The organism is Streptococcus sp. SC1, from assembly GCF_030272855.1.
GTDB lineage: Bacteria > Bacillota > Bacilli > Lactobacillales > Streptococcaceae > Streptococcus.
Genome location: NZ_JAQCMU010000001.1, coordinates 393,095 through 417,139 on the forward strand (window position 1 = coordinate 393,095; position 24,045 = coordinate 417,139).

At 43.5% G+C, this 24,045-nt stretch carries 20 protein-coding genes; 16 read left to right on the plus strand and 4 right to left on the minus strand.

Translation table 11 applies throughout. The annotated features are described in order from the left end of the window. The first annotated feature begins 6 nt into the window (after positions 1 to 6). The 6 genes from PAN94_RS02060 (at position 7) to PAN94_RS02085 (ending at position 6,049) form a co-directional block, all read left to right on the plus strand. The gene (locus tag PAN94_RS02060; protein WP_048792267.1) at positions 7 to 1,707 is read left to right on the plus strand and encodes an acetolactate synthase large subunit; all 1,701 of its coding nucleotides are present in this window, start codon (positions 7 to 9) and stop codon (positions 1,705 to 1,707) included. Then, entirely contained in the window at positions 1,700 to 2,176 is a 477-nt protein-coding gene (gene ilvN, locus PAN94_RS02065; protein ID WP_048792266.1) for an acetolactate synthase small subunit, read from the plus strand. Before PAN94_RS02060 ends, ilvN begins: the two co-directional genes overlap by 8 nt. Before the next feature lie 217 nt (positions 2,177 to 2,393). Further along, positions 2,394 to 3,416: a ketol-acid reductoisomerase gene (gene ilvC, locus PAN94_RS02070; protein ID WP_048792265.1), complete on the plus strand. Its 1,023-nt coding sequence runs from the start codon at positions 2,394 to 2,396 to the stop codon at positions 3,414 to 3,416. Positions 3,417 to 3,482: 66 nt separating this feature from the next. Next, positions 3,483 to 4,733 (plus strand): threonine ammonia-lyase IlvA, encoded by a 1,251-nt coding sequence (ilvA, locus tag PAN94_RS02075; RefSeq protein WP_048792264.1) that lies wholly within the window; start codon positions 3,483 to 3,485, stop codon positions 4,731 to 4,733. Between the two features lie 93 nt (positions 4,734 to 4,826). Continuing rightward, the gene (locus tag PAN94_RS02080) at positions 4,827 to 5,723 is read left to right on the plus strand and encodes an SPFH domain-containing protein (protein WP_048766446.1); all 897 of its coding nucleotides are present in this window, start codon (positions 4,827 to 4,829) and stop codon (positions 5,721 to 5,723) included. Between the two features lie 110 nt (positions 5,724 to 5,833). Continuing rightward, entirely contained in the window at positions 5,834 to 6,049 is a 216-nt protein-coding gene (locus PAN94_RS02085; protein WP_001130035.1) for a capsule biosynthesis transcriptional regulator, read from the plus strand. 93 nt (positions 6,050 to 6,142) lie between these two features. On the opposite strand, the gene PAN94_RS02090 is transcribed toward PAN94_RS02085, so the two are convergent. Both PAN94_RS02090 and PAN94_RS02095 read right to left on the minus strand, forming a co-directional pair. Next, positions 6,143 to 6,883: an amino acid ABC transporter ATP-binding protein gene (locus tag PAN94_RS02090; protein WP_005591761.1), complete on the minus strand. Its 741-nt coding sequence runs from the start codon at positions 6,881 to 6,883 to the stop codon at positions 6,143 to 6,145. Continuing rightward, entirely contained in the window at positions 6,880 to 8,445 is a 1,566-nt protein-coding gene (locus PAN94_RS02095; RefSeq protein WP_285874402.1) for an ABC transporter substrate-binding protein/permease, read from the minus strand. Before PAN94_RS02095 ends, PAN94_RS02090 begins: the two co-directional genes overlap by 4 nt. Positions 8,446 to 8,611: 166 nt before the next feature. Between PAN94_RS02095 and PAN94_RS02100 the strand changes: the two genes are divergently transcribed. The 9 genes from PAN94_RS02100 to sufB all read left to right on the plus strand — a co-directional run bounded on the left by PAN94_RS02100 (position 8,612) and on the right by sufB (position 18,705). Continuing rightward, positions 8,612 to 10,471 carry a DUF2207 domain-containing protein gene (locus PAN94_RS02100; RefSeq protein ID WP_285874404.1) on the plus strand — a complete coding sequence of 620 codons (1,860 nt, stop codon included), beginning with the start codon at positions 8,612 to 8,614 and terminating at the stop codon, positions 10,469 to 10,471. An 88-nt stretch (positions 10,472 to 10,559) separates the two neighbouring features. Further along, positions 10,560 to 11,402: an undecaprenyl-diphosphate phosphatase gene (locus PAN94_RS02105; protein WP_285874405.1), complete on the plus strand. Its 843-nt coding sequence runs from the start codon at positions 10,560 to 10,562 to the stop codon at positions 11,400 to 11,402. A 111-nt stretch (positions 11,403 to 11,513) separates the two neighbouring features. Beyond that, positions 11,514 to 12,257, plus strand: a complete 744-nt coding sequence (mecA, locus tag PAN94_RS02110) for an adaptor protein MecA (protein WP_239191176.1) — start codon at positions 11,514 to 11,516, stop codon at positions 12,255 to 12,257. After that, positions 12,248 to 13,420 carry a glycosyltransferase family 4 protein gene (locus tag PAN94_RS02115; RefSeq protein WP_285874407.1) on the plus strand — a complete coding sequence of 391 codons (1,173 nt, stop codon included), beginning with the start codon at positions 12,248 to 12,250 and terminating at the stop codon, positions 13,418 to 13,420. Before mecA ends, PAN94_RS02115 begins: the two co-directional genes overlap by 10 nt. Before the next feature lie 83 nt (positions 13,421 to 13,503). Then, a complete protein-coding gene (sufC, locus tag PAN94_RS02120; protein ID WP_005591767.1) occupies positions 13,504 to 14,274 on the plus strand; it encodes a Fe-S cluster assembly ATPase SufC in 771 nt (256 codons plus the stop codon). A gap of 41 nt (positions 14,275 to 14,315) precedes the next feature. Then, positions 14,316 to 15,578: a Fe-S cluster assembly protein SufD gene (sufD, locus tag PAN94_RS02125; RefSeq protein WP_285874408.1), complete on the plus strand. Its 1,263-nt coding sequence runs from the start codon at positions 14,316 to 14,318 to the stop codon at positions 15,576 to 15,578. A gap of 40 nt (positions 15,579 to 15,618) precedes the next feature. Continuing rightward, positions 15,619 to 16,851 carry a cysteine desulfurase gene (locus PAN94_RS02130; protein WP_285874409.1) on the plus strand — a complete coding sequence of 411 codons (1,233 nt, stop codon included), beginning with the start codon at positions 15,619 to 15,621 and terminating at the stop codon, positions 16,849 to 16,851. Next, positions 16,838 to 17,275, plus strand: coding sequence for a Fe-S cluster assembly sulfur transfer protein SufU (sufU, locus tag PAN94_RS02135; protein ID WP_285874411.1), 438 nt, complete (start codon positions 16,838 to 16,840; stop codon positions 17,273 to 17,275). Before PAN94_RS02130 ends, sufU begins: the two co-directional genes overlap by 14 nt. 17 nt (positions 17,276 to 17,292) lie before the next feature. Then, a complete protein-coding gene (gene sufB / locus PAN94_RS02140) occupies positions 17,293 to 18,705 on the plus strand; it encodes a Fe-S cluster assembly protein SufB (protein ID WP_125383452.1) in 1,413 nt (470 codons plus the stop codon). Positions 18,706 to 18,897: 192 nt separating this feature from the next. Here sufB and pbp3 read toward each other — a convergent pair whose 3' ends face one another. Further along, positions 18,898 to 20,175: a D-alanyl-D-alanine carboxypeptidase PBP3 gene (pbp3, locus tag PAN94_RS02145; RefSeq protein WP_285874412.1), complete on the minus strand. Its 1,278-nt coding sequence runs from the start codon at positions 20,173 to 20,175 to the stop codon at positions 18,898 to 18,900. A 279-nt stretch (positions 20,176 to 20,454) separates the two neighbouring features. On the opposite strand from pbp3, the gene PAN94_RS02150 reads away from it, so the two are divergent. Continuing rightward, the gene (locus PAN94_RS02150) at positions 20,455 to 22,413 is read left to right on the plus strand and encodes a peptide ABC transporter substrate-binding protein (protein WP_285874413.1); all 1,959 of its coding nucleotides are present in this window, start codon (positions 20,455 to 20,457) and stop codon (positions 22,411 to 22,413) included. Between the two features lie 281 nt (positions 22,414 to 22,694). Here the strand turns inward: PAN94_RS02150 and serS are convergent, their stop codons facing one another. Continuing rightward, positions 22,695 to 23,972, minus strand: a complete 1,278-nt coding sequence (gene serS / locus PAN94_RS02155; protein ID WP_125387382.1) for a serine--tRNA ligase — start codon at positions 23,970 to 23,972, stop codon at positions 22,695 to 22,697. Between the last annotated feature and the right edge of the window lie 73 nt (positions 23,973 to 24,045).

The following is a 24,045-nucleotide window of genomic DNA, read 5'->3' on the forward strand; positions in this document are numbered from 1 at the left end:
GGAAATATGGAAAGAATCCAATTAGAAACTCCTAAGTCCGGCTCGCAGCTGGTCTTGGAAACCTTGAAGAATCTTGGTGTTGATACTATTTTTGGCTATCCTGGTGGTGCAGTCTTGCCCCTCTATGATGCTATTTATAGCTTTAAAGGTATCCGCCATATTCTTGGTCGCCATGAGCAGGGGTGTGTTCATGAAGCAGAAGGCTACGCCAAGTCTACTGGGAAAATTGGTGTGGCCGTTGTAACCAGTGGTCCGGGGGCAACCAATGCCATTACTGGGATCGCCGACGCTATGAGTGACAGTGTTCCCCTTTTGGTGTTTACTGGGCAGGTAGCGACGCCAGGTATTGGTAAGGATGCCTTTCAAGAAGCCGACATTGTCGGTATTACTACTCCCATCACTAAGTACAATTATCAGGTACGGGAGACGGCAGACATACCAAGAATCATTACGGAGGCCATTCATATTGCGACCACAGGTCGTCCGGGGCCAGTCGTTATTGATTTGCCAAAGGATGTCTCAGCTCTGGATACGGACTTTATCTATGACACTCAGTTGCATCTACCAAGCTATCAACCAACAATTGAGCCTAATGAATTACAGATTAAGAAGATTCTTAAACAGCTTTCCAAGGCTAAAAAACCTGTTCTTCTTTCTGGTGGTGGTATTAGCTATGCAGGGGCAGCAGCGGAGATGGTTGCTTTTGCAGAGCGGTATCAGATTCCAGTAGTGACCTCATTGTTGGGGCAGGGAACGATTGCGACAGATCATCCTTTGTTCTTGGGTATGGGGGGCATGCATGGTTCTTTCGCGGCTAATATTGCGATGACGGAAGCAGACTTCATGATTAGCATTGGATGTCGTTTTGATGACCGCCTGACTGGTAATCCTAAGACCTTTGCTAAAAGTGCTAAGGTGGCCCACATTGATATCGATCCAGCAGAAATTGGCAAGATCATCAGCGTGGATATTCCTATTGTAGGAGATGCCAAGAAAGCTTTGCAAATGTTGCTTGAAGAAGAGCAAGTGCACAACAATACCAGCAAGTGGATAGAAAAGGTGACACGAGACAAGGAGCGGGTGCGCTCCTATGATAAGAAGGAACGAGTTGTCCAACCTCAGGCTGTTATTGAGCGCGTGGGTGAGTTGACCAAGGGAGACGCTATTGTGGTAACGGACGTTGGCCAGCACCAGATGTGGACAGCCCAGTATTATCCTTATCGAAACGAACGTCAGTTAGTTACGTCTGGAGGTCTTGGAACCATGGGCTTTGGTGTTCCAGCAGCGATTGGGGCTAAGATTGCCAATCCAGATAAGGAAGTAGTTCTCTTCGTTGGAGACGGCGGCTACCAGATGACTAATCAGGAAATGGCTATTTTAAATATCTATAAGGTTCCGATTAAGGTCATCATGCTCAATAATCATTCGCTAGGTATGGTTCGCCAGTGGCAGGAAGCCTTCTATGATGGGCGTACCTCCGAGTCAGTCTTTGACAGTTTGCCGGATTTTCAGCTGATGGCTCAGGCTTATGGTGTCAAATCCTATAAATTTGATAATCCCGAGACCATTGCTCAAGATTTGGAAGTCCTGAAAGACGACATACCGATGTTTATCGAGGTAGATATTTCCCGCAAGGAGCACGTGCTTCCAATGGTGCCAGCTGGCAAGAGCAATCATGAGATGTTGGGGGTGAAGTTCCATGCGTAGAATGTTGACAGCTAAACTCCAAAATCGTTCGGGTGTTCTGAACCGCTTCACTGGTGTGCTTTCCAGACGTCAGGTCAATATCGAGAGTATCTCTGTCGGTGCGACCGAGGATGAAAATGTCTCTCGGATCACCATTATCATTGATGTAAATTCCCTCAATGAAGTGGAGCAGATTATCAAGCAACTTAATCGCCAAATTGATGTGATTCGGGTGCGAGATATTACAGATCATCCTCACCTAGAGCGAGAAGTTATTTTGATCAAGGTATCAGCACCGGTTGCTAAGCGTGCAGAAATCTTGGCCATTATCCAGCCTTTCCGGGCAACGGTAGTCGATGTGGCATCAAGCTCGATCACTATCCAGATGACGGGCGATGCAGAAAAGAGCGAAGCGCTCTTACGAGTCATCCGTCCTTACGGTATTCGCAATATCGCACGGACTGGGGCAACTGGCTTTACCCGTGATTAATACTCTTCGAAAATCTCTTCAAACCACGTCAGCTTCGCCTTGCCGTAGGTATAGGTTACTGACTCTGTCAGTCTTATTGATAACCTCAAAGCAGTGCTTCGAGTAACCTACAGCTAGCTTCCTAGTTTGATTTTTGATTTTCAGTGAGTATAAAACCCTACTTAAATTTGTTAAAACCGCCTAAGAGGCAATAAAAATAGAAAAGAGAGTAAACATTATGGCAGTAACAATGGAATACGAAAAAGATGTAAAAGTAGCAGCACTTGACGGTAAAAAGATCGCCGTTATCGGTTATGGTTCACAAGGTCATGCTCATGCACAAAACTTGCGTGATACAGGTCATGATGTGATTATCGGTGTTCGTCCTGGTAAGTCATTTGACAAGGCTAAAGAAGATGGTTTTGCTACATACACAGTAGCAGAAGCTGCTAAATTAGCTGATGTTATCATGATCTTGGCTCCAGATGAAATCCAACAAGAACTTTACGAAACAGAAATCGCTCCTAACTTGGAAGCTGGTAACGCAGTTGGCTTTGCTCATGGTTTCAATATCCACTTTGAATTTATCAAAGTTCCTGCAGATGTAGATGTCTTCATGTGTGCACCAAAAGGTCCGGGTCACTTGGTTCGTCGTACTTTTGAAGAAGGCTTTGGTGTTCCAGCTCTTTACGCGGTTTACCAAGATGCGACTGGGAATGCCAAAGACATCGCTATGGACTGGTGTAAAGGTGTTGGTGCAGCTCGTGTTGGTTTACTTGAAACAACTTACAAAGAAGAAACTGAAGAAGATTTGTTTGGTGAACAGGCTGTACTTTGTGGTGGTTTGACTGCCCTTATCGAAGCAGGTTTTGAAGTTTTGACAGAAGCAGGCTACGCCCCAGAATTGGCTTACTTCGAAGTGCTGCACGAAATGAAACTGATTGTGGACTTGATCTATGAAGGTGGCTTCAAGAAGATGCGCCAATCTATCTCAAATACAGCTGAATATGGCGACTATGTATCTGGTCCGCGCGTGATTACTGAGCAAGTTAAAGAAAACATGAAAGCAGTTCTTGCAGACATCCAAAATGGTAAATTTGCAAATGACTTTGTAAATGACTACAAGGCTGGTCGTCCGAAATTGACTGCTTACCGTGAGCAAGCGGCTAATCTGGAGATTGAAAAAGTCGGTGCGGAATTGCGTAAAGCAATGCCATTCGTTGGTAAAAATGACGACGACGCTTTCAAGATCTACAACTAAGATTGTGTGGAAAACTCAGCTGGTATCCCAGCTGAGTTTGTTTACCTCATTTGGAAAGGAAAAGGAATGTTAACAGCAAAAGATATCGTCCGTGCTCATAAGGTATTAAAAGATGTTGTTGTCAATACACCGCTTGATTATGATCATTACTTGTCAGAGAAGTACGGGGCAAAGATTTATCTTAAAAAGGAAAATTCCCAACGTGTCCGTTCTTTCAAAATACGTGGTGCCTATTATGCCATTTCTCAGTTGAGCAAGGAAGAGCGAGAACGTGGGGTTGTCTGTGCTTCTGCGGGCAATCACGCTCAAGGTGTCGCATACACTTGTAATGAAATGAAAATCCCAGCGACTATTTTTATGCCTATCACAACTCCTCAACAAAAAATTGGACAGGTTCGTTTCTTTGGTGGCGATTTTGTTACGATTAAGCTAGTAGGAGATACTTTTGATGCTTCTGCTCGGGCGGCAATGGAATTCACACGGATGGAAAATCGAACTTTCATCGATCCTTTTGACGATGCTCATGTTCAAGCAGGTCAGGGAACAGTTGCTTATGAAATCCTAGAAGATACAGCTCGGGAGTCCATCGATTTAGACTTGGTCTTGGTACCAGTAGGAGGCGGCGGTCTCATCGCAGGAGTATCCACTTACATCAAGGAAAGCCAGCCACAAATTGAAGTGATTGGGGTAGAGGCGAATGGAGCCCGCAGTATGAAAGCAGCTTTTGAAGCAGGCGGTCCTGTCAAACTCAATGAAATTGACAAATTTGCGGACGGTATCGCAGTCCAAAAGGTAGGGGCATCTACTTATGAAGCAACGAAAAAGAATGTAGAAACGCTTATCGGGGTTGATGAAGGCTTGATTTCAGAAACCTTGATTGACCTCTATTCTAAACAAGGAATCATCGCAGAGCCTGCTGGTGCAGCTAGCGTGGCGGCCTTAGAAGTGTTGCGAGAATATATCAAAGGAAAAACTGTTTGCTGTATCATTTCAGGCGGAAATAATGACATTAACCGTATGCCTGAAATGGAAGAGCGTGCCCTCATCTATGATGGCATCAAGCATTATTTTGTGGTGAATTTCCCGCAGCGGCCTGGCGCCTTACGTGAATTTGTAAATGATATTTTAGGGCCAAATGATGACATCACTCGATTTGAATACATCAAGCGGGCCAGCAAAGGAACCGGACCGGTCCTGATTGGGATTGCTCTGGCCAATAAGCATGACTATGCGGGGTTGATCAATCGAATCGAGCATTTTGATCCTTCCTTCATCAATCTAAACGGAAATGAAACGCTTTACAACATGTTAGTCTGATCCTAAAAATATTTTAGCAAAATCCCACTTTTTAATTGCAAGTGAGTGAGGACTGTGCTAGAATATACTATATTAAATTAAGGAGATGCGCTTATGTTACTGAATTTCTTTTTCTTCTTTCTCATTTTTGTCCTTCTTTGTGGTCTATTGGCATTTAGCTCGCTTTATGTCGTGCGTCAGCAATCTGTTGCCATCATTGAGCGTTTTGGTCGTTACCACAAGACTAGTACAAGTGGGATGAATGTCCGTTTGCCTTTGGGAATTGACAAAATCGCTGCTCGTGTTCAGTTGCGTTTGCTACAAAGCGACATTATTGTTGAGACCAAGACTCAGGATAATGTCTTTGTGACCATGAATGTTGCGACCCAGTATCGGGTAAATGAACACAATGTCACGGACGCTTACTATAAACTCATGCGACCAGAAGCGCAGATCAAGTCTTATATCGAAGATGCCCTGCGTTCCTCTGTTCCAAAACTGACCTTGGACGAGCTCTTTGAAAAGAAAGATGAGATCGCCCTAGAAGTTCAAAAGCAGGTAGCTGAAGAAATGTCGACTTATGGCTACATCATTGTCAAGACCTTGATCACCAAGGTTGAGCCAGATGCAGAAGTTAAACAGTCTATGAACGAAATCAATGCCGCTCAACGCAAGCGCGTGGCAGCTCAGGAATTGGCAGAAGCAGATAAGATTAAAATTGTAACTGCTGCAGAGGCCGAAGCTGAGAAAGACCGTCTTCATGGGGTTGGTATTGCAGAGCAGCGGAAGGCAATCGTAGACGGCTTAGCAGATTCAATTAAGGAGCTTAAAGGCGCCAATGTTGAGTTGACAGAAGAACAGATTATGTCCATCCTCTTGACTAACCAGTATTTAGATACCTTGAATAATTTTGCAGATAAGCAAGGAAATAACACGATCTTCCTTCCAGCAAATCCTGATGGAGTGGAGAGTATTCGTACCCAGATCCTTTCAGCCCTCAAAGCTAAATAAATATAGAATATTCAGAATTATTTAATTTGTTTGTTTTGGTTTTTCTAAGTTGACAAACTGTATAAAAACCATTATATTAGTATTCGAAATAAGTTAGAGAGGAGTAAGAAATGGCTAAATCAAATTTTGAAAAAGTAGAGTCAGTCGTTGGATGGGTTCGTGACAAAAAAATTACAGGTTACCGTATTAGTAAAGAAACAAACGCGCGTGAAATGTCAATTATTGCTCTTGCTCAAGGACGTGCAAAAGTAAAGAATATTTCTTTTGAAACAGCTCTTGGCTTGATTGATTTCTACGATAAGAATCATGAAAAGTTTGAAGACTAATCTTCGGAAAGTGGGGAAACCCGCTTTTTTATTTTGCGAATAAAAAAACAAGGCGGATGTATCTTTTTCCGTCTTGTTTGTTTGATTGGTTGTTTATTTTAAGAAGCGATGTAGGAATTCCTTGGTTCGTTCTTCTTTAGGATTGGTAAAGAATTCTTGTGGAGTGCCTTCTTCTGCGATGACGCCCTTATCCATAAAGATAACACGGCTGGAAACATCGCGGGCAAATTCCATTTCGTGGGTCACGACAATCATAGTCAGGCCTTCTTTAGCCAATTCCTTCATGATTTTCAGGACTTCGCCGACCATTTCTGGGTCAAGAGCTGAAGTTGGCTCATCGAAAAGGATGGCATCAGGATTCATGGAAAGCGCACGTGCAATGGCAACCCGCTGCTTTTGTCCACCTGAGAGTTGTTTAGGCTTGGCTTGCCAGTAGAGCTCACCCATACCGACCTTTTCTAGATTTTCTTTGGCAATCTTTTCTGCTTCAGCACGCTCTCTTTTGAGCACGGTTGTCTGAGCTACTATAGTGTTTTCTAGGACATTGAGATTTTCAAAAAGATTGAAACTTTGGAACACCATGCCTAATTTTTCGCGGTAGTGAGTCAGGTCGTAGTTTTCGTCCAAGACATTTTTGCCACGGTAGAGAATTTCGCCAGCAGTAGGTGTTTCTAGAAGGTTGATGGAGCGGAGAAAGGTTGATTTTCCGCTACCTGAACTTCCGATAATGGAGATAACTTCGCCCTTGTGGACAGTCAGAGAAATGTCTTTTAAGACTTGATTCTCCCCATAAGATTTTTTGAGATTTTTAATTTCTAAAATTGTTTCGGTCATTGTTTCAATTCTCCCGTCTGCATTTGGTTGGCACCTGTTGTGTAATGATCTGTGTCAAATTTCTGCTCGATGAAACGTAGGATTCGAGTGACGGTAAAGGTCAAGACGAAGTAAATGACTGCGATAATGGTAAAGGTTTGGAAATACTGATAAGTCTGAGTTGCAATGGTATTTCCTGAGAAGTAGAGCTCCACCACGGAGATAACATTCAGGACAGATGTATCCTTGATATTGATGACAAATTCATTCCCCGTCGCAGGTAGAATGTTGCGGACCACCTGTGGCAGGACGACCTTGCGCATGGTTTGGCCGTGGGTCATTCCGAGCGCAGTAGCTGCTTCGAATTGTCCCTTGTCAACGGCAAAGATACCACCGCGGACAATTTCACTCATATAGGCACCAGTATTGATAGAAACGATAAAGATAGCTGCAGCTGTCCGGTCAATCGAAATGCCAAAAGCCTGAGCTGTTCCATAGTAGATAACCATGGATTGTACAATCATAGGAGTACCACGGAAAATTTCAATGTAAACATTGAGGAACCAACCGAATAGTTTTTGTAGGAAGGCTAAAGCCTTGTTTTTTGAAATGGGTGCTGTTCGATAAACCCCAATCAGCAAACCGATGAGGAGACCAGCGATCGTCCCTGTAATGGAAATGAGCAAGGTCAAACCAGCTCCGCGTAAGAATTGTGGCCAATTTTCCTTCCAAATCTTAAAAACTTTATTGAAGAATGTATCTTCAGCATCGTCGGTATCAGTATCTACAGGCTGATTCTTAATCATCTGGTCCATCAGCTGGACTTGGTCATCCGTTGAGAGTTTAGCGATAGCTGCATTGGCTTGCTCGATTCGACTGTCGTCTTTACGCATGCCGACGGCGATGGAAGCATCCTCTTCGCCAACCTCAAAGCCCTCTTTAAATTGGATCATTTTGAACTTAGAGTTGGCAGCTTCAGCTGTCAGAGCTTCGGGACGTTCAGAAATGTAACCGTCAATAACACCAGATTCTAGAGCTTGACGCATTTGGGCGAAATCTCCCATGGCGGTCTCTTGCTTAGCACCTGGCAGTTGATAAATAAGATTGTAAAGATAGACACCTTGCTGAGAGGTGATTTTAGCATCTTTGAAGTCTTTGAGGGTCTTAGCATTAGCGTAGTTGCCGTCTTTTCGAACCAGCATAACAGGCTCACTAGTATAGTAGCTGTCAGAAAAGGCGATTTCTTTTTTCCGTTCGGCAGTTGGGCTCATACCAGCGATAATCATATCGATTTTACCAGAGGTCAAGGCTGGAATCAGTCCGTTCCAAGAAGTTTTTACAACTAGAGGTTCCTTGCCCATTTCCTGAGCAATCTTCTTGGCAACTTGGACATCGTAGCCATTGGCATACTGATTTGTTCCTTCGATTTTAACAGCACCATTTGAATCATCATCTTGGGTCCAGTTGAAAGGGGCATAGGCCGCTTCCATCCCAATTCTAAGATAATCATCCGCCTGAGCTACGGTAAGGGTTCCCAGACAGACGAGGAGGGCTGTCAATAAGGTTAAAATGAATTTTTTCATATTCTCTCCTAGTCCTTCTAAAATAGTTCTTTCTATTCTACCGAAAAATATTCGACTTTTCAATCCTGGTAAGCCCTTACTTGAGAAAAATGCTATAATAGGATAAAGATTTAGAAAAGGACTTTGGTTTATGAAAAGGTACTTGTTAGGGATTTTTATTCTTTTTTTGAGTTTATTTTTTGCTGGAACGGTGTCAGCTTTAGACTATCAAATCCAGTCATATCAAGGAGATTTGGAGATCCATGCCGATAATACAGCCACCTATACAGAAGAGGTGACTTATCATTTTGATGATGATTACAATGGCCAGATGGTCTCCTTAGGATCGGCGGGAAAGATGCCAGAAGGCTTTGCTATTGATTCAGATCCAAAAGTTTCCGTGAAAACCAACGGAGTCGTAAAATATGACTTTGAGCCACGAGTCACGGATTTAGGAGATGGCTACGAGGTTAAGATTTACAATGCTGGTAAAGAAGGCGACACGGTCAAAGTAACAGTCACATGGAACCTGACCAATCTTCTGTTTCTCCATAAAGATATTGCAGAGCTCAAATGGACACCAATCAGTGATTGGGAAGAGGAGTTGCAAAATGTGACGATTAAGGTTTGGGGCTTGGGAACTTGGTCTCTAACAGACATGTATGTTCATACAGGTTATTTTGGCCAATCGGCTACTATAAATAGGGACCGAGGTGATTATCGGATACAGCTATCTCATTTGCCTAGCAGGAAGAAGGTTGAACTGCATGGATATTGGCATCGCCAAGCCTTACATCAGGCAGTAGAGGATCCAAAAGCAACCAACTATCTACAGACTTTTCAAGCAGTTGAGAAAGAGATTGTAGCCAAGAGCCAGTTTTATCATCGCTTGGGGGAAGTTTATCTGCCTCTTTTGGCCTTGTTCTTGCTGATGCTTTCGGGAATATTTTATCTGATCTTTCGAGTTAAGATTCGTCCTAGCCAAGCTTTTCCAAAAGATGCTCGCCTCTATGAAGCTCCGCAAGATCTGGCTCCGCTCATTGTAGCGGCCAATATCTTTGCTGTGGATATGAGAGAAGTTGATCCGACCAGTGGCGGACGGGCGCATTTAAAATTTGAAAATCTAGTGCAGGCAACCTTGCTGGATTTGATGGATCGGGGCTATATCGAGCTTTTAGGAACTGCAGACAAGCCAATCTTGAAACCAACTTCTAAAAAAGGTTTGTCAGAGTTTGAAGGTCAATTCCTACAGATGGCATTTGGTGACCATAAACAGGCGGCTGTAGCAGACTTGTTTGAATCTTATCAGATTTCAGAAGACCTGTATAAAAATAAAAAATCAACAGATGAAGCACGAATCCGCCAAATTGGAAATCGAATAAAAAATCGCTTTTCAACTGATTTAAACCTTTTGTCTGAACAAGTATTAAAGGAGATTCGGGAGCTAAACTTGCTGGATCACTATCGTCCTTTAAAACGAGGAGAAAAGCTTCTCTTGTGGTTGGCTCTAATGGCAAGTTTCCTTGCTTTTGGCTTGTCTCTCTTGACATTTTTTGTCTATCTGATCAAGCTAGATGGCTTTATTTGGTTCTATCTTCCGCTTGCAGCTATTGCTTCAGTCTTGACCGTTCTGCTGGGCAGAGCCTTACAGTTATATCAGCGGGATGGTGTCCTGAGCGATGAGGGAGCCCATGATTTCTATCTCTGGAATAGCTTTGCGAATATGCTACGCTACATCGCTCGCCTATACGATACAGAGGTAGAGGGCATTGTTCTGTGGAACCGACTTTTGGTCTATGCGACCCTATTTGGCTATGCGGATCGTGTTAGTCGGGTCATGAAGCTGCGTCAGATTTCCTTGGAAAACGCGTCTATGAATACTTATCTACAATACAATCTTCATCCTATTTTCTACGCAAGTTCCCATAGTTTTTCAAATTATGGCCACATTGCTTCAACGGCGAGTCATTTTTCTGTTTCATCGGGAGGCGGAGCAGGAGGTGGCTTCTCTGGTGGCGGTGGAGGCGGCGGGGGTGGAGCCTTTTGATAAAAAGCTTGCCAAAGCCCTTGAGAAAGCTTTTCCTCTCCTCCAATATGTGGTATAATAAATGTTAAAGTTGTTTTAGGAGTTATGTATGTTTATTATTGAAATTTTAAAGTCCATTATTTATGGAATTGTTGAAGGAATTACAGAGTGGCTACCCATTTCGAGTACCGGCCACTTGATTCTGATTCAAGACTTTATCAAGTATAAAAATGGAAATCCAGCCTTCATGGAAATGTTCAATGTAGTCATTCAGCTGGGAGCAATCTTGGCGGTTGTGGTGATTTATTTTGATAAGCTCAATCCTTTTAAACCAGGGAAAACAGCTCGTCAGATTCAGCTGACATGGCAACTCTGGGCCAAGGTAGTCGTTGCTGCTTTGCCAGCTGCAATCATCGGTCTTTTCCTAGACGATTGGTTTGAAGCACATTTTTATAATCTGGTATCCGTTGCGATCATGCTGATTATCTACGGGGTTGCCTTTATCTATCTGGAAAAACGAGAGCAGGTGGAACCGACTGTTACAGAATTGAGTAGACTTCCTTATCAAACAGCTCTTTATATCGGTCTTTTCCAAGTCTTGTCCCTCTTTCCAGGAACCAGCCGTTCAGGTGCGACCATTGTCGGTGGTCTCTTGAATGGTGTCAGCCGATCTGTTGTAACAGAGTTTACTTTCTACTTGGGTATTCCAATCATGTTTGGTGCAAGTGGGCTGAAAATCCTGAAATTTATCATCAAGGGTAACTCTTTAGGTTTCGATCAATTATTCCTTTTATTGGTAGCGATGGGAGTGGCCTTCGGTGTCAGTCTTTATGTGATTCGCTTCCTGACAGACTATGTCAAGAATCATGACTTTACAATCTTTGGTAAATATCGGATCGGCCTCGGAGTTTTGCTGTTGGTTTACGGTCTGATTAAGGTCATTATTGGCTAATCAAGGCTTGGGAAATTTTCCCAGCCTTTTCTTATTTGACCAGTTATTTTTTTGAAATAAGTTTAGAATTTTAGTATAATAGAAAGACTATGAAAGTATGAGGTTGATGAGATGGAAGTGAAACAGATTAATGATTCGACGATTAAAATTACCATCCAGTTGGAAGATTTGGAAGAACACGGAATGGAAATCGCGGATTTCCTAGTTCCCCAAGAAAAAACAGAAGAATTTTTCTATACTATTTTGGATGAGTTGGAAATGCCAGAAAGCTTTTTAGACAGTGGCATGCTCAGCTTTCGAGTGACGCCTAAGCCAGACAAGCTGGATGTCTTTGTGACGAGATCCAAGATTGATAAGAATTTGAATTTTGAGGATTTGGGAAATCTACCTGATATGGATGAGCTCAGCCAGATGTCGCCAGATGAGTTCTTAAAGACTTTAGAGAAAAATATCTTTGAAAAGAGTAAGGATGACCTTGAGGCGGTCAAATCTTTAGAAGCAGCAGAGGCTGATCAGGAGGCCTCTGTAGATTCTTCAGAAGATAGAGAAGAAAATCTAGACCGTTATGTCTACTATATTTTGTCATTTACTGATTTGCAGAGTGCAGTTTCTTTCGCCAAAACGGTTGACTATCCAATAGACCTATCAGAACTTTATAAATATGACTCTGCCTACTACCTGACTATTTTGGTAGATCTGGAAGAGAAACCAGAGCTTTATCCAGCTTGGTTACTGGCTAAAATGCGTGAATTTGCTGAGGATACAGATATTACTCGTTCTGTCCTACAAGAACACGGGCGTCTGCTTTTGGTGACAGAAGCCATCCAACAGTTGCAGAAAGTTGAATGCGTATGATTGCTTTTCCATTGAAGTTCATTTTGGTGCTACTAGCGACATTTTTTGTCGGAGTTGTGCTGACTCCCCTCGTTCGGCTCTTGGCTTTTAAAATGGATGCCGTCGACTATCCTAATGCTCGACGAATCAATAAAAAGCCCATGCCGAGTGCAGGCGGTCTGGCGGTTGTAGCGGCTTTTACCTTGGCAACTTTGGTCTTCATGCCGCAGATTGTTGGCGTCACTTTTTTTGAACAGACTTATTTTGACTATATTTGGCCGGTTGTGTTGGGGGGCTTGATTGTTGCCCTGACGGGGCTTATCGACGATATTAAAGAATTAAGTCCTCTGATGAAGTTAGGGGGGATTGTGCTAGCTGCCTGTCTGATTTGGTGGCTGACGGATTTCCGCTTGGATGACTTTAAGATTCCGTTTGGTGGTCCCCATCTCTTTTTCCCACCTTGGCTATCTTTTATTTTGACCATTCTCTGGATTGTCTCTATTACCAATGCGGTCAATCTCATGGATGGTTTAGATGGCCTTGTCAGCGGGGTCTCCATTATTTCCTTGCTAACCATGGGGATTGTTTCCTACTTTTTCTTGCCGGGCCATAATTTATTCCTGACTTTGACAATCTTGGTTTTAGTGGCCTCTATTGCTGGTTTCTTTCCTTACAATTATCATCCAGCTATTATATATGGCGGGGATACGGGGGCTCTTTTCATCGGTTTTATGATTTCGGTCCTGTCTCTGCAAGGTTTGAAAAATGCGACGGCGGTAGCGATTGTCACGCCTATGATTATCTTGGGTGTACCAATTACAGATACCTTTTTAGCAATCGTTCGTCGGACTTTGTCAGGTCAGAAATTTTACCAGCCTGACCGTCACCACCTTCATCATAGGCTCTTGTCCTTGGGGCTGACACATCGGGGAACAGTTCTGGTTATCTATGGGATTTCGATGATTTTCTCTATGATTTCCCTCCTGCTAAATGTATCGACTCGCATCGGTGGACTCCTCCTCGTAATTGGTCTTCTGCTAGGTGTCGAACTCTTGGTAGAACTAATAGGTGTTCTGGGTCCACAGAGGACGCCTCTGCTCAATATCCTGCGCTTTATTGGCAACTCCTCTTATCGAGAAGAAGTTCGAGAGAAGAGATACCAAAAGAAACATAAACAAGAATAGTTCTAAACAAAATAAAAGCCTTTTGGGCTTTTTTTTGGTATACTAAAGTATGTAAATCAGCTAAGCAAAGAAAGGAAAAAGAAATGTCTGTCTTAGAAATCAAAGATCTTCATGTTGAAATTGAAGGGAAAAAAATTCTCAAAGGGGTAAATCTTACTCTGAAAACGGGAGAGGTTGCAGCGATCATGGGTCCAAATGGAACAGGGAAATCTACCTTGTCTGCAGCCATTATGGGAAATCCTAACTACGAAGTGACTCAAGGAGAGGTGCTTTTTGATGGGGTTAATATCTTGGAGCTAGAAGTGGATGAACGGGCTCGCATGGGACTCTTCCTTGCAATGCAGTATCCTAGTGAAATTCCTGGCATTACTAATGCAGAGTTTCTCCGTGCGGCCATGAATGCTGGCAAGGAAGACGATGAAAAGATCTCTGTCCGTGACTTCATTACTAAACTAGATGAAAAGATGGAACTGCTCAACATGAAAGAAGAGATGGCTGAGCGCTACCTCAATGAAGGTTTCTCAGGTGGTGAGAAAAAACGCAATGAAATCCTGCAGTTGCTCATGCTAGAGCCAACTTTTGCGCTTTTGGATGAGATTGACTCAGGTCTGGATATCGACGCTCTTAAGGTCGTGTCTAAAGGGGTCAATGCTATGCGTGGAGAGGGCTTTGGCGCTATGATCATCACCCACTACCAACGCCTGCTCAACTATATCACTCCAGACGTAGTTCATGTCATGATGGAGGGGAAAGTTGTTCTTTCTGGCGGTCCAGAATTGGCAGTTCGCTTGGAAAAAGAAGGCTATGCCAAATTGGCTGAAGAGTTGGGCTTCAACTATACTGAAGAAGTCTAGTCAAACATTCTTTTGACTTTGATAAAAGATAGGAGAATGACATGACAAAAGAATTGATTCACGAATTTTCACAAGTTCACGCAGAACCAGTATGGTTGGCTGATCTCCGTCAGCAGGCTTTTGACAAGATGGACCAACTGGATTTGCCAGTTATTGAGCGGGTTAAATTTCACCGCTGGAATCTGGGAGACGGCCGTATTTCAGAGAGTGAGCCTTTGACCAGTGTGCCAGATTTCACGGCTCTTGGAGACAATCTCAAGTTCATCCAAATGGGAACCCAAACGGTCCTTGAGCAATTGCCAGCTGATTTGGCAGAGCAAGGTGTGGTCTTCACTGATTTCCACTCTGCTTTGGAAGAAATTCCAGAGTTGGTAGAGAAGCATTTTATGTCTGCAGTCAAGTATGACGAGGACAAATTGGCGGCTTATCATACTGCTTATTTCAACAGCGGTGCGGTTCTTTATGTGCCGGACAATGTTGAGATTGACCAGCCGATTGAAGGAATTTTTTATCAGGACAGCGAAAGCGATGTTCCTTTTAACAAGCATATTTTGATTATCGCAGGCAAGCATTCCAAGGTTAACTACTTGGAACGCTTGGAAACTTACGGTGAGGGAACTGTTCCAGCAACTGCCAATATCACCGTTGAAGTCATTGCCCAGGCTGGAGCTCAGATTAAGTTTTCAGCTATTGACCGTTTGGGCGAAAATGTAACGGCTTATATCAGCCGTCGCGGTAAGCTGGACAACGATGCTATGATTGACTGGGCTATCGGTGTTATGAATGAAGGTAATGTCGTAGCTGACTTTGATAGTGACCTTTACGGTAATGGAAGCCATGCGGATATGAAAGTAGTGGCGCTCTCAAGTGGCAAGCAGGTTCAGGGAATTGACACCCGCGTAACTAACTACGGCTGCAACTCTATCGGAAATATCCTGCAGCACGGGGTTATCCTGGAAAAAGGAACCTTGACCTTCAATGGTATCGGCCATATTATCAAGGGGGCTAAGGGAGCAGACGCCCAGCAGGAAAGTCGGGTTCTCATGCTGTCTGACCAGGCGCGCTCAGATGCTAACCCAATCCTCTTGATAGATGAGAACGATGTAACGGCTGGTCACGCGGCTTCTATCGGTCAGGTAGATCCAGAGGATATGTACTACCTCATGAGTCGGGGTCTGGACAAGGCGACGGCTGAACGCTTGGTTGTGCGTGGCTTCCTAGGTTCAGTGATTGTAGAAATCCCAGTTAAAGAAGTCCGCGATGAAATGATTGAAAATATCGATATTATTCTCGCAAAAAGATAAAAAGCTGGGCCTTGTCCCGTGTAAGTAGATAGGAGTCTTCATGTCTGGATTTAATGCAGAAGCAATCAAGAAAGATTTTCCCATTTTGGACCAAATTGTCAATGATGAGCCTTTGGTTTATTTGGACAATGCGGCGACAACCCAGAAACCCAAGCAGGTGCTAGCGGCTATTGAAAACTACTATCTTAGAGACAATGCCAATGTCCACCGCGGTGTGCATACGCTAGCCGAGCGAGCGACAGCGGCCTATGAAGCAGCAAGAGAGAGAGTTCGTTCTTTTATCAATGCAGCTTCTAGCAGAGAAATCCTCTTTACACGAGGGACCACGACGAGTCTCAATTGGGTGGCTCAGTTTGCGGCTGAAAGGCTGCAGCCTGGTGATGAAGTGATGATCTCTATCATGGAGCACCATTCCAATGTCATTCCTTGGCAGGAAGCCTGTAGGAAGACCGGAGCAAAGTTAGTCTATGCCTATCTCAAAGATGGTGCTCTGGATATGGAGGATTTCCGTGCCAAGCTCAATGAGCGGACCAAGTTTGTCTCTCTGGCTCATGCTTCTAATGTCCTCGGTATTATCAATCCCATCAAGGAGATTGCCCGGCTGGTTCATCAGCAAGGAGCAATTTTGGTGGTAGATGGGGCTCAATCCATTCCGCACATGAAGATTGATGTGCAGGATTTGGATGTAGACTTCTTCGCCTTTTCGGGACATAAGATGGCAGGTCCGACTGGTATCGGGGTTCTCTATGGCAAGGAAGAGCTGCTAGAGCAGATGTCGCCAGTCGAGTTTGGCGGCGAAATGATTGATTTTGTCTATGAGCAGGAAGCGACCTGGAAGGAGCTCCCGTGGAAGTTTGAGGCCGGTACTCCGAATATGGCTGGAGCAATCGGTCTTGCGGCGGCCATTGATTATTTGGAAGACTTGGGGATGGATGCCATTGCCCAGCATGAGCAGGATCTGATTGCCTATGTATTTCCTAAACTTCAGGCAGTGGAAGGCTTGACCATATATGGCTCTCAAGATTTAGCTCAGCGCTCAGGTGTGATTGCCTTTAATCTGGATGGTCTTCATCCGCATGATGTCGCGACGGCTCTGGACTACGAAGGAGTAGCTGTTCGGGCGGGTCACCATTGTGCTCAGCCCTTGCTAACCTATCTGCAGGTACCAGCGACTGTACGGGCCAGCTTCTATATCTACAATACCTATGCGGATTGTGACAAGCTGGTAGAAGCTTTAGAAAAGACAAAGGAGTTTTTCAATGGCACTTTCTAAGTTAGACAGTCTTTACAAGGCGGTTGTGACCGACCACTCGGCTCACCCCCATCATCATGGGAAACTGGAAGATGTGGAGCAGGTAGTTCTCAATAACCCAACCTGTGGCGATGTCATCAGCCTGTCTGTGAAGTTTAATGCTGAAAATCAGATTGAGGATATTGCCTTTGTGAATTCAGGATGTACTATCTCAACGGCTTCGGCCAGCATGATGACGGATGCGGTTCTGGGCAAGACAAAAGAGCAGGCGCTGGAATTAGCAGAAGTCTTCTCGCAGATGGTTCAGGGCCAAGTAGACAGTCGCCAGAAAGAATTGGGAGATGGAGCCTTTTTAGCTGGCGTTGCCAAATTCCCGCAGCGGATTAAGTGTGCGACCTTGGGTTGGAATGCCCTCAAGCGAGCAATTGAAGAAGATAAAAAGTAAGAATGTGAAAGGAAATTATGTCAGAAGAAAGAGTAGAACCAAAACCAATTGATCTCGGTGAGTACAAGTTTGGTTTCCATGACGATGTTGAACCTGTTCTCTCGACAGGGAAAGGGCTGAATGAAGCGGTCATTCGTGAGCTTTCTGCAGCCAAGGGTGAACCAGAGTGGATGTTGGATTTCCGCCTTAAGTCCTACGAGGTTTTCAAAAAGATGCCGATGCAGACTTGGGGGCCAGATTTGTCAGAAATTAATTTTGATGACTTGATTTATTACCAAAAGGCCTCTGATAAGCCTGCTAGAAGCTGGGATGAAGTGCCTGAGAAGATCAAGGAAACCTTTGAGCGGATTGGGATCCCAGAAGCAGAGCGAGCTTACCTTGCTGGTGCAGCTGCCCAGTATGAGTCCGAGGTGGTCTACCACAATATGAAGGAAGAGTTCCAAAAGCTAGGAATCGTCTTTACAGATACTGACTCAGCTCTTAAGGAATACCCAGAGCTTTTCAAACAGTATTTTGCTAAGTTGGTTCCGCCGACAGACAACAAGTTGGCTGCCCTTAACTCTGCAGTTTGGTCTGGTGGTACCTTTATCTATGTTCCAAAAGGTGTCAAGGTAGACATCCCGCTTCAAACCTACTTCCGTATCAACAATGAAAATTCCGGTCAGTTTGAACGGACCTTGATTATCGTTGATGAGGGAGCAAGTGTTCACTACGTAGAAGGATGTACAGCTCCTACTTATTCAAGCAACAGCTTGCATGCGGCCATTGTTGAAATCTTTGCCCTTGACGGTGCCTATATGCGCTATACGACCATTCAAAACTGGTCAGATAATGTCTACAACCTTGTAACCAAACGAGCGCGGGCTATGAAGGATGCGACAGTTGAGTGGATTGATGGAAACTTGGGTGCCAAAACAACTATGAAATATCCATCAGTTTATTTGGACGGAGAAGGAGCGCGTGGTACTATGCTTTCTATCGCCTTTGCCAATGCTGGTCAGCATCAGGATACAGGGGCTAAGATGATTCACAATGCGCCACACACCAGCTCGTCTATCGTGTCTAAATCCATCGCTAAAGGTGGAGGAAAGGTTGACTACCGTGGACAAGTAACCTTTGCTCGCAATTCTAAGAAATCTGTCAGCCATATCGAGTGTGATACTATTATCATGGACGATTTGTCTGCATCAGACACTATTCCATTTAATGAAATACACAACTCGCAAGTGGCTTTGGAGCATGAAGCTAAAGTTTCTAAGATTTCAGAAGAGCAGCTCTACTATCTCATGAGCCGTGGCTTGTCCGAATCCGAAGCTACCGAGATGATTGTCATGGGCTTTGTTGAGCCATTCACCAAGGAACTGCCAATGGAATACGCTGTTGAGTTGAACCGTCTCATCAGCTATGAAATGGAAGGGTCTGTTGGATAAAAAGAGGCGTTGGCCTCTTTTTAATTGTGAATAAATCTTTGCTTAAGCAAAGTGTTTAAAAGATTCAGAGGGCCTGTTAAACAGTAGCAGAATACTATATTGCTAATTACCCCTCAAAGAACTTTTTTTGATTACGTTAAACGTTTACGACTATACAAATAACCGCGAATCAATTGATTCGCGGTATTTCTTTTATAACTTCTCATTGACAAAGCGGATAAAATCGTTCCACCAGACTTTGAAAATGATAGCTTTTTCAACCTTTTTTTCTGTAATCATAGAAATAGAAGTTTTCTTATTTTCGATGTAGCCCTGGCCGATTGGCTCAGAATCTGTATAAGTGAGGGTACCTACTACACTACCCTTTTTCAAGGGTGCCTGCAGCTCCTGTGGACTTGGAGTAAAGGTGACTTTATGTTCAGTCTGATTGGCTATCCGTTCTAGGATTACCAGGTCCTCACTAGCAACTGCAGCGACCTTATCCTCTCGGCTGTCTCTAACAGCTACTTGGGAGTTGTTGTATCTTTCCCCTTTTTTGACAAGGACTGTCGGAGAAAAATTTTGCGTAACGTAGGTCATTAGGCTAGATGTAACGCCAAAACGGGTATTAGGGTCGTTATCTTCCTGTGCGACTCCTAAAACAACTGTGATCAATCGCATCCCTTTTTCACTTGTCACACCGACAAATGAAACACCACTCTGCTCAGATCCTCCTGTCTTCAAACCCTTCACTCCTGTCCGAAAACTAGGAGAGCCTTCCAACATTAAGTTGGGATTTTCTAGTTGGATTCCTGCAAAATTCACATGAGATTTGGAAGTGATGCCAAGGACCTCTGGGTAGTCATCGATCAGATGTGAAGCAATCACAGCTATATCATAAGCACTGAATTTATTGACAGTCTCTTGTTTTTTCTTGCTTTTAGAATTTTCTGCGGCCTCCTCTTCGGTATTAGTAGTTTCTAGCGAACCATCTAGTAAACGAATATCTGTACCAGTAGCATTTACAATGGTTGCATCAGAAATATTCCATTCTTTGAGTTTAGCTTTCATCATCTTGACGAAATTTTCTTCACTTCCAGCAACTTTTTCTGTCAGAGCGATAGTGGCGCTGTTGGCACTGACCAAAAGAGAGGCATTCAGTAAGTCCTTTACCTTGTAGCGTCGCGCTTCCAGAGGCAGGTTCGCGATAGCTGGATTTACTGTCAGCTGGTAAGCATAATCAGAAATATCAACCTCAGTTTCTAGACTCAGTTTGCCATCAGCGATGGCTTCGTAAACCAGATAAGCAGTCAAAATGTTAGTAATAGCACCGACTTCTAGTGGGCTTGTAGCCTCCTTTTCATAGAGGATTTTTCCTGAGTTTGCATCGACAGCAATGGCGCTTTTAGCGGCAATTTCATAGTCATCTGCCAGAACAGGCTTGGCAATCAGGCCAAAGAATAGCAGTAAGAATACAAAAAGTTTTTTCATTTCTTTCCCCTAGATTAGTAATAAATCTATTGTAACATAAAAAAGCCGATATTTTTGCTAAACCTATTCAAGAATCCTTGTAAAATATTGAACAAATTTTTATTTATAAGATTTTTTGCATGTTTATGAAAATATATGAAAATGCATAGAAATTTTCCTATACTTTGTTTCAATAAAAATAAGAAAAATGCATAGAATTTTAAAATTTTCTTAAATAAGACTTGTATTTGTCTAGAAATGATGTATAATAATACATAATCTAAAGAAGGAGATTTGCTCATGAAAAAATCTAAATGGTTGGCTATTACTGGTTTGGTTGCAGCATCAGCGCTATTCTTAGCTGCTTGTGGCAAGTCAAGCACCAGCTCGGCAAAGACATATTCTTATGTCTATAATACAGATCCAGATACATTGGATTATGTAAACTCCAATCGCTCCTCTACTTCTGACGTTATTGCCAATTTGGTCGACGGTCTTTTAGAAAATGATCAATATGGGAATCTTATCCCTTCATTGGCTGAAGACTGGACTGTGTCTAAAGATGGCCTAACTTACACTTATAAGTTGCGTAAGGATGCTAAATGGTACACAGCAGAAGGTGAAGAATATGCTGCTGTCAAGGCACAAGACTTTGTCACAGGGCTTAAGCACGCTGCAGATGAAAAATCAGAAGCATTACCAATCGTGCAAAACTCTATCAAGGGCTTGGATGCTTATATCAAAGGAGAAAGCAATGATTTCTCTACTGTAGGTGTCAAGGCAATCGACGACAATACAGTTCAATACACTCTGAATCAGCCAGAAAGCTACTGGAATTCTAAGACAACCATGGGCATTCTCTTCCCGATTAACGAAGAATTTCTGAAGAAAGAAGGCAAAGACTTTGGTACCGTGAAACCTTCCGGTATCCTCTACAATGGTCCATATGTATTAAAGTCATTTACTTCTAAGTCTGTTATCGAATATTCTAAAAACCAAAACTATTGGGACAAGGACAATGTGAAGATCGAAGATGTCAAGTTGACTTACTACGATGGTTCTGACCAAGAGTCATTGATCCGTAACTTTACTGATGGTGCTTACACGCAAGCTCGTCTCTATCCGACTAGCTCAAACTACGCATCAGTAGAAAAGAAATACAAAGACAACATCATCTTTACTCCACAAAACTCAACTAGCTATTTCTATGCCTTTAACTTGAATCGTCAGGCTTATAGCCACACTTCTAAGACAGATGCCCAAAAAGCTGCCAGCAAAGAAGCGATTCAAAATAAAGACTTCCGCCAAGCAATCAACTTTGCTTTTGACCGTAAATCCTTTGGTGCCCAGATGAATGGTAATGAAGGAGCAACGAAGATCATCAGAAGCTTGCTTGTCCCTCCTAGTTTTGTGCAAGTAGATGGCAAGGACTTCTCAGATGTCGTTGAATCACAGTTGGCTTCTTATGGGGATGAATGGCAAGGTGTCAAATTAGCTGATGCCCAAGGCAGCATTTACAACCCAGATAAGGCCAAGGCAGAATTTGCTAAAGCAAAAGAAGCTTTACAAGCGCAGGGAGTTGAATTCCCAATTCATCTAGATGTACCAGTTGACCAAACTGATAAAATCATGGTACAACGGACCAACTCTTTCAAACAATCTGTTGAGGCAGCTCTAGGCCAAGAAAACGTTGTGATTGACGTGCACCAAATGTCATCAGACGATTTTGATAACTCTACTTACTTCGCAGAAACAGCTGCCCAAAAGGACTATGACCTCAATATGTCTGGTTGGTCAGCGGACTATCAAGATCCAGTGACTTATTTGAATATCTTTAACCCAGAGACAGGGGATATCTTGGACAATATTGGTCTGACAAAAGGCCAAAACCAAGACCTTGCTTCCAAGGTTGGTTTAACGGACTACAAAGCGCTTTTGGATCAGGCAGATGCAGAAAAGCAAGATACCAATGCTCGCTATACCAAGTATGCAGCAGCGCAGGCTTGGTTAACAGATAGTTCTATTGTCATCCCATCTATTTCTGCAGGTGCTTCACCAACGGTTCAAAAGGTCGTACCATTTACCAAAGCCTACTCTTATGTAGGTATCAAGGGCGATACCTATGTATTTAAGGGAATGGAGCTTCAAGATAAGGTTCTGACAGTAGCTGATTATCAAAAAGCTTTGAAAAAATGGGAAAAAGAAAAAGAAGAATCAAATAAAAAAGCTCAAGAAGAGTTAGCAAGTCACGTTAAATAAGAGAAAAGAGGCTGGGACAAAAGTTCTAGCCTCTTTTCTTTGGATTGTAGAGCAAGACGTAGTGGCTGAGTGGGCTCTACTACGCTGATTTCATCAGCTTTTACAGCCCTACTCAACTGTGCGGAGGTGGGACGACGCAATCGAATTCTAACGAATGACCGATTTCTGTCCCAGCCTCTTTTTAAAGTAGAAAATCCTATATTTCGTTTATTTTTTTGAACTGTTGAGTTTCTCCTTAAGGAGTATAAGAAAAGGTCCGATTGTTTCGGACCTTTCATTGTTTATTTTGGTGCGATGACTTCCAAGCCACCCATGTAAGGACGTAGGACTTCAGGAATGGTTACAGAGCCATCTTCGTTTTGGTAATTTTCTAAGATAGCAGCCACTGTGCGTCCGACAGCAAGTCCAGATCCATTGAGAGTGTGGAGGAGTTTGACCTTGCCATCTGCTTCGTCACGGTAGCGAATTTGTGCTCGACGAGCCTGGAAATCTTCTGTGTTAGAGCAACTAGAGATTTCACGGTAAGTGTTCTGAGCAGGAATCCAAACTTCCAAGTCGTAGGTTTTAGCAGCAGAGAAGCCCATGTCACCAGTAGAAAGAGCAACGACACGGTAAGGTAGATTGAGCTTTTGCAGGATGTTTTCTGCATTGGCAGTCATCTTTTCCAGCTCTTCATAAGATTCTTCTGGCTTGGCAAATTTTACCATTTCGACTTTGTGGAATTGGTGCAGGCGGATCAGACCGCGCGTGTCACGACCAGCAGAACCAGCTTCAGAGCGGAAAGACGGACTCATAGCTGTGAAGTAGATTGGCAATTCTTTGCCATCTAAAATTTCATCTCGATAGTAGTTGGTCAGTGGAACTTCAGCAGTCGGAATCAGAACGAAGTTAGTATCGCTTAGCTCAAAGGTATCTTCTTTGAACTTAGGATATTGGCCAGTACCAAACATAGAGTCATGGTTGACCATATAGGGAGTGATGACTTCTGTATAGCCTTCTTTGCCATGCTCATCCAGCATGAAGTTGTAGATAGCACGCTCTAATCGAGCTCCTAATCCCTTGTAGAAGAGGAAGCGGGCTCCCGTAACTTTTGCTCCGCGCTCCCAGTCTAAGATGTCCAAATCTTCACCCAAATCCCAGTGAGCCTTAGCTTCAAAGTCAAATTGGCGCGGTGTACCCCAACGGCGGACTTCTACATTATCATCCTCGTCTGCTCCGACTGGCACGCTATCGTGCGGAATGTTTGGCAGGGTTGTGGTGAACTCGGTCAACTTAGCATCTAATTCAGCCAAAGTAGCATCCAAGTCCTTGATTTCAGCAGATAGTTTTTGCATAGCAGCAATCTTGTCATCTGCATTTTCTTTATTACGTTTGGCTTGGGCAATCTCTGCAGAAACGGTATTGCGTTCTGCTTTGAGATTTTCTACTTTCACCAACAAATCACGTCGCTGCTCATCAATTTCCTTCATTTGATTGAGCACATCAGCTGCTACGCCACGGGTAGCTAATTTCTCTGCGACAGCATCAAAGTCTGTCCGAATACGTTTTAAATCTAACATAAGACCTCCAAAAATAAAAGCACACCGAGGAAACTGTTGGAGCGGCTAGGCCGCGGTTCCATCCAACTTCACA

What these genes read in the sequence shown, in the direction of transcription:
- PAN94_RS02105 (WP_285874405.1), top strand. Translation starts at nt 10,560, where the DNA reads ATGTTTATTATTGAAATTTTAAAGTCCATTATTTATGGAATTGTTGAA.
- PAN94_RS02060 (WP_048792267.1), top strand. Translation starts at nt 7, where the DNA reads ATGGAAAGAATCCAATTAGAAACTCCTAAGTCCGGCTCGCAGCTGGTC.
- sufD (WP_285874408.1), top strand. Translation starts at nt 14,316, where the DNA reads ATGACAAAAGAATTGATTCACGAATTTTCACAAGTTCACGCAGAACCA.
- PAN94_RS02130 (WP_285874409.1), top strand. Translation starts at nt 15,619, where the DNA reads ATGTCTGGATTTAATGCAGAAGCAATCAAGAAAGATTTTCCCATTTTG.
- serS (WP_125387382.1), bottom strand. Translation starts at nt 23,972, where the DNA reads ATGTTAGATTTAAAACGTATTCGGACAGACTTTGATGCTGTCGCAGAG.
- sufB (WP_125383452.1), top strand. Translation starts at nt 17,293, where the DNA reads ATGTCAGAAGAAAGAGTAGAACCAAAACCAATTGATCTCGGTGAGTAC.
- ilvA (WP_048792264.1), top strand. Translation starts at nt 3,483, where the DNA reads ATGTTAACAGCAAAAGATATCGTCCGTGCTCATAAGGTATTAAAAGAT.
- ilvC (WP_048792265.1), top strand. Translation starts at nt 2,394, where the DNA reads ATGGCAGTAACAATGGAATACGAAAAAGATGTAAAAGTAGCAGCACTT.
- ilvN (WP_048792266.1), top strand. Translation starts at nt 1,700, where the DNA reads ATGCGTAGAATGTTGACAGCTAAACTCCAAAATCGTTCGGGTGTTCTG.
- sufU (WP_285874411.1), top strand. Translation starts at nt 16,838, where the DNA reads ATGGCACTTTCTAAGTTAGACAGTCTTTACAAGGCGGTTGTGACCGAC.
- PAN94_RS02085 (WP_001130035.1), top strand. Translation starts at nt 5,834, where the DNA reads ATGGCTAAATCAAATTTTGAAAAAGTAGAGTCAGTCGTTGGATGGGTT.
- mecA (WP_239191176.1), top strand. Translation starts at nt 11,514, where the DNA reads ATGGAAGTGAAACAGATTAATGATTCGACGATTAAAATTACCATCCAG.
- pbp3 (WP_285874412.1), bottom strand. Translation starts at nt 20,175, where the DNA reads ATGAAAAAACTTTTTGTATTCTTACTGCTATTCTTTGGCCTGATTGCC.
- PAN94_RS02080 (WP_048766446.1), top strand. Translation starts at nt 4,827, where the DNA reads ATGTTACTGAATTTCTTTTTCTTCTTTCTCATTTTTGTCCTTCTTTGT.
- sufC (WP_005591767.1), top strand. Translation starts at nt 13,504, where the DNA reads ATGTCTGTCTTAGAAATCAAAGATCTTCATGTTGAAATTGAAGGGAAA.
- PAN94_RS02115 (WP_285874407.1), top strand. Translation starts at nt 12,248, where the DNA reads ATGCGTATGATTGCTTTTCCATTGAAGTTCATTTTGGTGCTACTAGCG.
- PAN94_RS02095 (WP_285874402.1), bottom strand. Translation starts at nt 8,445, where the DNA reads ATGAAAAAATTCATTTTAACCTTATTGACAGCCCTCCTCGTCTGTCTG.
- PAN94_RS02150 (WP_285874413.1), top strand. Translation starts at nt 20,455, where the DNA reads ATGAAAAAATCTAAATGGTTGGCTATTACTGGTTTGGTTGCAGCATCA.
- PAN94_RS02090 (WP_005591761.1), bottom strand. Translation starts at nt 6,883, where the DNA reads ATGACCGAAACAATTTTAGAAATTAAAAATCTCAAAAAATCTTATGGG.